Origin of the sequence: Paenibacillus sp. (assembly GCF_035645195.1) — a bacterium.
GTDB lineage: Bacteria > Bacillota > Bacilli > Paenibacillales > YIM-B00363 > Paenibacillus_AE.
Window position 1 is genome coordinate 23730 of record NZ_DASQNA010000044.1, and the last position, 10832, is coordinate 34561.

The following is a 10832-nucleotide window of genomic DNA, read 5'->3' on the forward strand; positions in this document are numbered from 1 at the left end:
ATAACTACAAAAAATCCGGGACTTTGGTTCGATAAATTCCCCATAAATGACAGATACATCCCATCTTATCACGGCATTCTGAACCGTGACTGAACAATTTATGACCGAACTGCAACTTTTGAAGCGCGCAAAAAGTTCCATCCAAATTCAACCATTCGACAAAAAAAGACTTCTTTCGCAGACCGTGATTCCGTCTGGAAAGAAGTCTTTTCGTTTACATTTACTGACCGGGAAGAACCGCCGGAACGATCGGCAGCGAGTAGATTTCGACGGCGCGGGCGACCGCGTCCGAGGAGGCGGCGGGATAGCGCGCGATCAGCAGCGATTCGCGCCCTAAGCGCACGACACCGTCCGCGAGGTACGCGGCGAGATCGAACGGCACCCGGTCGATCATGACCTGCTTGTGCAGCTCGCGCTCGTTCAGCCGCAGCGACGCGAACGACTCGCCGACGTCCTCGGGACGCTCCAGCAGGCGGCGCATCCAGGAGGCGTGCTCCGTCTCGGACAGCGCCGGGTCCCACCATATTTTGCGGGGACGGTACTTATGCTGACGGAAGTAATCCAGCTTCATCAGCCCCTCCGCCGCCGGCAGCGCATGCGGCGTTTCCGCCGCGAGAAACTCGCGCAGCCGGACGAACAAATCTTCGAGCTGATGCCCGATCCGCTCCCAGCCTCGGGACTCCCAGTATGCGCCGAAGCCCTGGAAGAAGTCCCACGCGGACGGGAAGACCGACTCGATCAAATACGTCACCGCCGCGTCGGCCCGATGCGCGTTCCAATATTTCTCGAGCACGTCCTCCGCCTGCTTGATGCGCACGATGTCGGAGAACGGCAGCACATCGTTGCCGAGAATTTCGTACGGCGCGTTGTCCATGAACACGTATCCGTGCTCGGCCGCCCGCGCCCGCACGCCCGTGCCGCGGAGCATCTTCAGGAAGCCGAGCTGCAGCTCCTCCGGCCGCAGCGCGAAGACGTCGTTGAACGTTTGGCGGAACGACGCGTAATCTTCCTCCGGCAGCCCGGCGATCAAGTCGAGGTGCTGGTCGATCTTCCCGCTCTCCTTGATCATCGTCACCGTGCGCGACAGCTTCGCGAAATTTTGGCGCCGCTGGATGATCTCGTTCGTAGCTTCGTTCGTCGATTGCACTCCAATTTCGAACCGGAACACCCCCGGCGGCGCATGCTCGCTAAGGAACGAAATGACTTCCGGGCGCATAATGTCCGCCGTAATTTCGAACTGGAACACGCACGATCCGCCGTGGTTGTCGATCAGGAATTGAAAAATTTCGAGCGCGTAGTCGCGTTTGATATTGAACGTGCGGTCCACGAACTTGATGAGCCGCGCGCCGGACCTGATCAGATGCAGCAAATCCCGCTTCGTCCGCTCGATGTCGAAGTAGCGCACGCCGACCTCGATCGACGACAGGCAAAACTGGCACGAGAACGGACAGCCCCGGCTCGTCTCGAAATAGACGACCCGCGTCGGCAGCTGCGGCACGTCCTCCGCGAAATAATGCGGCGACGGCAGGTCGTCCAGCAGCGCCTTCGGCCGCCCCGGATTCAGCACGACGGAGCCGTCCTTCCCGCGGTACGCGATGCCGAATACGAAGTGATACTTCTCCGTTCCGTCGCGCAGCTCCGTCAGCAGATGGTGGAGCGTCTCCTCCCCTTCGCCCATGACGATGAAATCGACCTCGGGGATGCGCTCCATCCAATACTGGGTGTCGTACGACACCTCCGGCCCGCCGAGCACGATCCGGATGTCGGGACGAATTTTTTTCAGCATGCGGATGATCGGGATCGTCTCTTCGATGTTCCAGATATAACACGAAAACCCGACCACGTCCGGGGCGCGCCGATACAGATCGGTCACCACGTTCATCGCCGGATCCTTGATCGTATATTCGGCGAGCTCGATGTCGAACTCTTTCTCGCTGTAAGCTTTCAAATACCTGAGCGCGAGCGACATATGAATGTACTTCGCGTTCAAGGTCGTAAGGACCGTTTTCATCGGAAAATGTTCTACCTTTCTGAAGGACTCCCCACCATTGTAACAGACGAGCGCCGCGGCGCAAAACAAGTGTTCGAGCGGGCGCAGGCATTCCCGCGGGCGGGCGGAAGGTTAGTAACCAAAGCGTCGGCGACGTCGAACGTCCGGTCGGCCGCGCGGCAGGCTAGTTGTGGCGGCTGGTGCGTCGGCGAGGCTGTTAGCGAGTTGGAGGTTAACGGAATTCAATGTCCGCTATTTTGAGGAAATAACCTCCCCGCGCCGTTTTTCGCCACAATAACGGACAATTTGTTCCGTTAACCTTAAATACTCTAGGATATAAAAAACGGCCGCCCAATGGGCGACCGTCCCGGATTAACCGGCTTGAACCAACAGCTTTTTCAATTCCGCGTATAACGTATCGGGATCTTTCTTGCATAGGAACGCCTTGCCTTTGCCGATTTCCGCGATCGCGCCCTTCTTGCAGGCGCCGCAGCGGCCGAGACAGTCTTTCTTCTTCCATTTCACGTCCGGAAATTCGTGCTTCAGCGCTTTCACCGCAGGTTTTCCGTCGCAGCGTTTCAAGTTTTTGCAGCATACTTTGATTTTCATGCGGTCACCTTCGCGGAAGATGTCGTGCGCGCTTCGGATACGGCGGCAGCGGACGATTCTTTCTTCCGTTGCCGGATCAGCAGCGCGAATACCAAGAAGTAGTATCCCCAATACGCCAAAAATTCTTCCACCGACGGGTCTTGCGTGTAACCAAGGAACGCTTTGAAGAAAATGCCCACCTGACCGCTGACCAGCGGCGCGACGCCGAAGTCGCGGACGTAGTGCTCATAATCCTGCGGATGCTCGGGCATAAGCCACGTCAGATCGTACAGCGCGCCGATCTGACCGCCCGGCGTCCGATACATCGTGCCGAGCATGCCGATATCCTGCATGATGCCGACGCCCTGTACGAACAACCCGGCGGCGATCAGGACGAGGAACGCGCCCGTAATCTTGAAGAACGTGCCGAGCGGCACGCGCCGGGCGCCGCGGAAGAACGTCCACGCCACGACGATCGCGACGATGAGGCCGAACAGCGCGCCCCAGCTCCGGATCGCCTGCTCGATGTCTCCGCCCGAAATGGCCGCGAAGAAGAACACCGTCTCGATCCCTTCGCGCAGCGTAATGAGGTACGCGTGGACGATCATATTGATGACGCTGCCGGTCGTCAAGATCGCCGCCACCTTGGACTGCACTTCGTCTTTCATGTCGCGCCCCTGCTTCGCCATGAACAATATCATGTGCGTCAGCAGCGCCGACGAGACGAGCAGGATGCCGATTTTCAAATAAATGTGGCTCGCCATCGCCGCGAAGCCGGTAAGCACGACCTGAAACGCAAGCGCGACGCCGTAGCTGGACAGCAGCGCCAGAACGACGCCGAGCCACACCCATTTGTTCCACCGCTTCTCGCCGATGCGCGTCAGGTAGGTGACGATCACCCCGATGATCAAGAGCGCTTCGAGCGCTTCGCGGAACGTAATAAGGAACGCTTGAAAATCCATGGACCGTCACCCCCTTCCCTCTATTAGTAAATTACTCCGTAATGACGACTTCGCCGTTCGAGTAGAACACGTTGCTGCCGAACAGTTCGGCGACCGCGCGCAGCGGGATGAAGCTGCGGCCGGCTTCGCTCACGACGACCGTCTGGTCGAGCTTCTTGTCCGCGACGACCTCGCCGTTCACGGAGACGTCGGCGGAGCCGAGCTTCAGTTCGATCGTTTGGCCGCCCTTCACGATGGTGACGACTTGCGTTGCATCATTGAAGTCGACCGAAGCGCCGATCGCCTCTGCGATGAAGCGCGTCGGCACGAGCGTCCGGTTCGTCTGCGGGTTCACGTAGGAAGCCGCGTCGACCGTCTTCACCGCGCCGTCGACCGTCAACTGCGCTTCGCCGATTTTCAGAACGACGCCGTCAAGCTTAGCGACGATTTTCAGGTATGCGACGACATGCTCGTTCGCCGCCGCCGCGTTCTTGTTGCGAACCGCTTGCAGATATTGCTCCGCATGAGCCAGCGCTTCGGCATACGCTTCTGCGCCGAGCTTTTCTTTGATCAATACTTCTTCCGCCACGAGGAACATGTTGCCTTCGACCGCATGCTCGATCGCGGCTTCGTGCTTGCCGCCCGGCAGCTCGTCGGTCAGCACGCGCGTCGCGTAGCCGCCGATTTTGCCGTTGAGAGCCGCTGCGTAATGCTGCTTGATCGCCGCTTCGCTCAGCTTCGATGGATCGCCGCCGCCGAACGCGCTGCGGATCGCGTCCGCGTCCGCTTTGCTGCCGCCGCTCAGCGAGCCGTAAATCGGCAGGAAGAAGAAGAAGCCTTCCGTCATTTCGACCTGCGCCTTCGCCGGCTCCGCCGTCGGCGCCGTCTTCGCGTATTTCAGCGTCGCGAGGTGGAACACCTTGATGAGCGACTTATCGAACATTTGACGATAGATTTTGTAGTTCAGCACATTGCCGTCCTTCACCGCTTGCTGCAAGCCTTTCACGGCCGTCGCGAGCGTATCTTTCATCTCGACCGGCGTGCTCGTTTCGAGGTAATAATTGTCGCGCTTCACGGCCGTCGGCTCGAGCACGTTCGCGTACAGCTCGATCGCTTTGTCGAGCGCCGCCGTCGCCGCCGCTTTATCGCCTTTCTCCAGCGCCGGGAGCGCTTGGTAACGCGTCAAATCGGTAATGGCGAGGTAGAAGTACCACTGCAAGCCTTTGTCGACCGCCTGCTTCGCTTGGCCTGCGCTCAGCTTGCCCTCAATCGCGAGGTCGAGCGTCTGCGTAATGAGCGTATCCAGCTCGGCGTTCAGCACTTTCACGTCGGCTTGGAAGTTCGCTTCGTACTGCGCCTTGACTTCCGCGAGGTCCGGCTCGCCTTCCGCCGGGAACAGCGCTACGATCGCTTTATACTTGTCGGCGAGCGACGTTTGGGCGGATACGTCGGTCGTTACCGCGAACGACGTTTGCGCAGCGAACGCCGCCGGTACGGACCCGAATGCCAAGGATGCGGAGAGGAGAAGTGCGATGCTTTTCTTCATGAACGATTAACCCCTTTGACTATAATTATTATGAATGAATAACGGTTTTAACATTGCTTCGGACGGTTTAAAACAGCTTGCGTTTTTTCGCGTACCATAGACCGCCGCCCGCGGCGAGCGCGACGCCCCCGATGACGACGATGCTGACGATCGGATTCGTGCGGCTGGCCCGTTCCATCGGCGCATGCGCCAAGCTGACTTCGGCTTCGTCTGCCGCGGCCGTTTCGACCGCCGCATTCCCAGCGGCCGCAGGATCGGCTTCTGCCGTCTCGACCGGAGCTTCGACCTCTGCCGACGCTTCCGCGGACACGCTTTCGGCAGGCGCCTCCGCCTCGACAGGCGCGGCTTCGCCGGCCGCCTCCGCCTCGGCTGCCGCCGGTTCGGCCGCCGCCGGCTCCGCTTGCGCGGGTTCGGCTTTCGCGGGCTCCGCCGGAGCGGGCGCCGGGGTCGTCTTCGCCGGCTCGCTCTTCGCCGGCTCGGTTTTGGCCGGTTCGCTCTTCGCCGGCTCGCTTTTCGCCGGTTCGGCCTTCGCGGGCTCGCTCTTCGCTGGCGCGGCTTGCGCCGGAGCCGACTTCATCGGGAACAGCGGCTTCAGCTTGCCGAGAATGAAGGCCGTTTTCGTTTTGAACGTTTCCGGATCGACCGGCTCCTCGCCGACGCCGAACAGTCCCGGGTTGCCGAGCGCCTTCAGCGCTTCGTCGAACGCCGTCAGCACCGCCTTATGCGTATCGTCGCTGCCGACGTACGGCGCGAGCACGTCGTATGTGCCTTTCGCTTTCGCGAGCAGCAGCTTCGACTGCGAATAATCGTCGACGCTGGCGTTCGCGTATTTGAACCGCCGTTCCAAATTCAGCACGAGCAGCGCCTTGTAGTTGGACAAGAATCGCTCCTTATCCTTCGCCGCGATATCGGCGTCGAGCGTCGCCGCCACGGAGGAGCCGAAATGCGACTCGATCTCGGGCCGGTGCACCTTGTAAATTTCGCCGACGGCCGCCCAATCCGGGGAGCTGTCAGGGAGCTTCGCTATCATCTCTTTCATCGCTTCCGCGATCGCTTCTTGACTCGGATCGCCGTAGGAGTATGCGCCGACCTGTTGGGGCAGCAGCATCATCAAGACGACCGCCGGCAGTATGTATCGAATCAGCCGATTCATGAATCCCACTTCCTTCTAGCTGTTGTTGTGCTTTCTCTCTCTCTATCATTCTGAGAATGATTTTCAATCCCGTTCCATGTGTAATGATAATCAGTTTCAATTAGGCTGTCAACGAAAAATTCGAAAAAAAAGAGCCTCGACGCAAAATCCCGATTCCCTTTTGCATCAAGGCTTTTTTAACCATTGTTATATTGTTGGGTTCCCCCGACTATTTCCATTCGTAAAGCGTAATTCGATAATATACGGGCTCGATAATCGCGTTCGATGCGAACGTCGCCACCGGCTCGAACCGCCCTTTCGGATCGACGCCCTGCGCCGCAAATCCCTGCACGACTTTATCCGTGACGTAGATCCGCCGGTCGGGCCGTGCCCGCCGCTCCTCGTCTACGAGCGCGAACGTGTACGCGCGCTTATGCGGGTAAGAAGCGCCGAGATATTGAAGCACGCGGGTTTCCTCCCACGTGTACAGCGCGAACGGCTCCGGCAGCCGCTCTTCGGCGTACCGGTGCAGCGCGACGACGGCGGGCGTTTCCGTCCGGAGCGTCACAAGCAGCCGGAAGCCCGTCCACAGCTGCGCCGCGACGGCGGCCGCGAGCAGCATGGCGCCTGCGGCGCGGAAGACGCGGCCGCCGGCCGCCGACGCCGCCCGCATCGCCGAGGCGCCGCCCAGCGCCAGCAGCGGGCCGACGAGCGGCAGGATATGGCGAGGCTTGTCGACGTTCTGCGCGAGGAGCGCCCAAGCGAAGTATGCGGCGAAGGCGGCGGCGAGCCAGCCCCAGGCGGCCCGATCGGCCGAAGCGCGGCGTCGGAAGGCGGCGGAGCGTCCGCGGCGGCGGGAAGCGGCGAAGGCGGCGAAGGCAGCAAGCGCCCCGAGCGCCGCCGCGTTCCATGCGCTGCCGCCGCAGAGGCCGACCCACAGCAGGTTGTAGCCGACGAGCCGGATCAGCCGCTCCCCGAGCGGCGCCGACGCTTCGGCGGTCGCCGCGCCGCCCCAGTCGGCGAAATGGCCGCGCGCGAATTCGAGCGACAGCTGCACGAAGCCGGCGGCGCTCCCTTCGCTCGCGGCCAGCGCGCCAAGCCAGAGCAGCTGCGCGGCGGCCGCGACGGCGGCGAAGGCGGCGGCGCGCAGCCGGCTCGCGCGCAGCTCGCGCAGCCACAGCGGCAGCAACGGCAGCGCGAAGGCGACGTATGACAGCCGGATGCCCATCAGCAGGCCGAACAGCGCGGCCGGCAGCAGCCGAACCGCGAAGCGCGGCGCGCGGAAGGCGGCGAAGGCGGCGTATACGTACCACCAGAGCGCGCCGACCGCCGCCGCCTCGGACATCGGCAGCGCCGCGGAGAGGCCCGGATAGCTCGCGGCCTGCATGAGCATGACGACGCCCGCCGCCGGCCGCGCCGGCAGCGCTTCGCGAGCGAGCCGGTACATCGGGACGACGGCGGACGCGTACAGCAGCGCGCCGACGGCGGCGAGCGCCGCGACGGCGTCGCCGCCGAACAGCGGACGCAGCAGCATGGCGGGCAGCACGAAGAACGGGTAGCCCGGCGCATGCGGCTGCATGGCGAGCAGATCGAACCGGTCGAGCGCCAGCGCGAAATCGACCGCATCCCACGACGCGGCATACGGCGACGCGTACATGAGGCGCAGCGCGCCCAGCGCGGCCGCGAACAGCGCAGACGCGAGCAGCGGCGCGGCGGCGAACGACCGCTCCTTCATCGCGGTCCTCTCGGCTTCGCCGGACGCGGCGCCCACCGCTGCGGCCCCGCCGGCCGACGCATCTCCCGGTAGATGGCCGGGAGCACTTTGCGGGCGTACGCCTGGAATTTAATGAACGATTCGCCTTTGGTCCGCACCTGGTACGGAATCGGCACCTCGGTCATCCGAAACCCTTGGCGGACGAGGTTCAGCGTCAGCACCTGCGCGTAATTGTAATCGTGGATGATGTCGGCGCGCTCCATCGCCTCGCGGGAGAAGGCGCGCATGCCCGACTGCCCGTCCGTCAGCCGCACCGGCCGGCCGGACGCGGCGAGCAGCGCCCGCTGCAGCCATGTGAACGCATAGTTGCCAAGCCGGCGATGCAGCTTCATGCCGCGGATCGTGCCGGCGAACCGTGAGCCGATGACGTAATCCGCCTCGCCCCGCAGGATCGGCGCGACGAGCGCCGGGATGAGCTCCGGCGGGTATTCGTTGTCGGCGTCGATCATGACCCCGACGTCCGCGCCGAGGCGCACCGACTCGGCGAGCCCGTCGCGCACGGCGGCGCCGAGCCCTTGGTTGCGCGCCTTGCGCACGACGAGATCGGCGCCGTGCGCCCTCGCGACGTCCGCGGTGGCGTCTCGCGAGCCGTCGTCGATGACGACGACGACGACCTCCGCGCCGGGCACCGCGTCCCGCGGCACGCGCGGCAGCACGTCGGGGATCGATTCCGCTTCGTTGTACGCCGGCAGAAACACGACGATTTTCTTCAATGCGCCTGTATCGGTCATGGTTTGTCCGTCCCTTCCGCGCGGAACGCGTCGACGAGCGACGGGCCGTGCGCGTGGCTCGGGAACGGGCAGCCGAGCACATGCGTCACGGTCGGCGCGAGCGACACGAGCGAGTGGCGCTCTTCGACGCGCCGGCCCGCCGCCACGCCGCGGCCCCACACGAAGAACGGCACGAACCGCTCGCCTTCGTCCAAATGGCCGTGGCCGCCGATGCCGTCCGCCTGCCCGTGGTCCGCGCAGACGATGACGACGGCGTCGTCCAGCTTCCCGGACGCCTCGAGCTCGCGCACGAACGTTTCGACGAGGCCGTCGACCGTTTCGATTTTCTCAATATAATCGTCGTAGAACACGCCCCGGGAGTGGCCGATCTGGTCCGTTCCGATAAACTGCACCGTCAGGAAATCGGGATCCTGCTCCCGCACGACCTTAATCGCCCGCTCCAGCATGGCCGGGTCCGCCTCGTCATGCTTCATGACGGCCGTGATGCTCTCTACGTCGTCGCCGAACGCGTCGATCAAATGCGCGATGCCGAGCAGCCGGCCGCGCTTGCCGCCCCGGCGCAGCGCGTCGAATACGCTCTCGACCTTCACGCCGTACCGGATGACGAGGTTCGACGAGATGCCGTGCTCCCGCGGATACGCTCCCGTATGCATGGACGAAAAGCAGACGACCGTGCGGGCCGGGTATACCGTTTCCATTTGGGTGAACTCCGTCCCCTCCCGGCGCAGCTTGTCCAGGAACGGCGTGCGCGCTTCGAAAAAGCGCTCCTTGCGCATGCCGTCGATGACGATGACGTACACCTTCTTCGCGAGCGGCGCCGTCGGGGCGGGATAACGATCCTTCGTGAAAAAGTCATACTCCTTCGGCTTCCAATCGAACAAATGCCGATGCAGCACCCAAGCGTACAGGGCCACGCCGGCGATGAAGCCCCACGTCAGCGCGCCGTCGCGCGGCAGCGACCACGCTTCGCCGAGCCAGCGGTACGTCCACTGCCAAAGCGAGAGGATGAGCAAAAATTTCGGAATTTGCTCCTGCGCGTTGCCGCTCGTCGAGTCGCTATGCTTCAGCACGAGTTTCCAAAACCGGGCAAAGTTGTTCCACGGGGTTCCGATCCGCATCCGGTAATAGAAGGTCCCCCAGAAAAACACCGTGAAGAAAAAGTACAGCCCGACCGCGAACGCGGCGAGCTTCCAATCGAATGGCTCGTAGCCCGGCGGCCACGGAAGCAGCACGTAGATGAACAGCGGCAGCCATAAGTAGTTTCGCAAAAACAACGGGAAGTCGTAGTGCATGTAGAACAGCAGCAACGGGAGTACGATCGCAAGCGCCGCGAGGCCGAGCAGCGCTTGCCCCGGATGGGCGATCCAATTCGCGCCGTACGCGAGGATGATGACGCCGATCGTGAAAATCGGCAGGAACGATTTGCCCTCGTTGAGGAAGTTCCAAGCGCGGGCGGCGTATTTTTCGAAACGGGTCACATTGCTCATTCGGTCCATGGGACGTTCTCCTTCCGGCGGGCGAACCATTCGCGCCACTCGGGTAATCGTATTGGCAGCAGCAGCATCGTAACGAGCCCTGCCGCATAAGAAAATGCGAATTTATAAGCATGGGACAGCAGCGCGGCGTTCAGCGCGTCGGTCCAGCCGAGGCCGGCGCGGGCGAGCGCGTAGCTCATGGCGCTCTCGTAGCCGCCGATGCCGCCGGGGCCGACGTAAGCCGGGCCGCCCGCGATCGTGAAGGCGTTCGCCCACACCGCCTCGAACGCCGCGATCGCGCCGGGCCCCGCGACGGCGGCGGCGACGGCGAACACGACCGCCGCCTCGAGCAGCCAGCTCGCGAGCGTCAGCGCCGCGATCGCGGCCCCCCGCCCGCCGCGCAGCGCGTCGCGGGCGTACTCGGCCTGCCGGCGCACGGCCGGCCACGGGAGCCTGCGCGCAAGGCGCAGCCCGAGCGCGCAGGCGGCTGCGGCGGCGGCGACGAACGCCGCCGAGCGCAGCGCCGGCGCGGCGCCGGACGCGCCGAGCAAATGCGGCGCGCCGGCCGCCGCGAGCAGCGCCAGCGCCGCGAGGTCGAGCGCGCGCTGCGCGGCGACGCTCTGCAGCGCCAGCGCGGCGGGCACGCCGCCCCGGC

At 63.4% G+C, this 10832-nt stretch carries 9 protein-coding genes; all 9 read right to left on the reverse strand.

Annotated features, from left to right (window positions below; genetic code table 11):
* Positions 1–220: 220 nt before the first annotated feature.
* A complete protein-coding gene (locus VE009_RS24635; protein WP_325012386.1) occupies positions 221–2011 on the reverse strand; it encodes a B12-binding domain-containing radical SAM protein in 1791 nt (596 codons plus the stop codon).
* 351 nt (positions 2012–2362) lie between these two features.
* The gene (locus tag VE009_RS24640) at positions 2363–2599 is read right to left on the reverse strand and encodes a hypothetical protein (RefSeq protein ID WP_325012388.1); all 237 of its coding nucleotides are present in this window, start codon (positions 2597–2599) and stop codon (positions 2363–2365) included.
* Positions 2596–3540: an FTR1 family iron permease gene (locus VE009_RS24645; RefSeq protein ID WP_325012390.1), complete on the reverse strand. Its 945-nt coding sequence runs from the start codon at positions 3538–3540 to the stop codon at positions 2596–2598. The genes VE009_RS24640 and VE009_RS24645 overlap by 4 nt, the downstream gene beginning before the upstream one ends.
* Before the next feature lie 31 nt (positions 3541–3571).
* The gene (locus VE009_RS24650) at positions 3572–5065 is read right to left on the reverse strand and encodes a copper amine oxidase N-terminal domain-containing protein (RefSeq protein WP_325012392.1); all 1494 of its coding nucleotides are present in this window, start codon (positions 5063–5065) and stop codon (positions 3572–3574) included.
* Positions 5066–5132: 67 nt separating this feature from the next.
* Positions 5133–6218 carry a hypothetical protein gene (locus tag VE009_RS24655; RefSeq protein WP_325012394.1) on the reverse strand — a complete coding sequence of 362 codons (1086 nt, stop codon included), beginning with the start codon at positions 6216–6218 and terminating at the stop codon, positions 5133–5135.
* A 208-nt stretch (positions 6219–6426) separates the two neighbouring features.
* Positions 6427–7932, reverse strand: coding sequence for a nucleoporin-interacting protein (locus VE009_RS24660; RefSeq protein ID WP_325012396.1), 1506 nt, complete (start codon positions 7930–7932; stop codon positions 6427–6429).
* Positions 7929–8702: a glycosyltransferase family 2 protein gene (locus VE009_RS24665; RefSeq protein WP_325012398.1), complete on the reverse strand. Its 774-nt coding sequence runs from the start codon at positions 8700–8702 to the stop codon at positions 7929–7931. Before VE009_RS24665 ends, VE009_RS24660 begins: the two co-directional genes overlap by 4 nt.
* Positions 8699–10189: an alkaline phosphatase family protein gene (locus VE009_RS24670; protein ID WP_325012401.1), complete on the reverse strand. Its 1491-nt coding sequence runs from the start codon at positions 10187–10189 to the stop codon at positions 8699–8701. The genes VE009_RS24665 and VE009_RS24670 overlap by 4 nt, the downstream gene beginning before the upstream one ends.
* Positions 10186–10832, reverse strand: a 647-nt coding sequence (locus VE009_RS24675; protein WP_325012400.1) for a lysylphosphatidylglycerol synthase domain-containing protein, incomplete at its 5' end; no start/stop codon positions are given. The genes VE009_RS24675 and VE009_RS24670, both read right to left, overlap by 4 nt.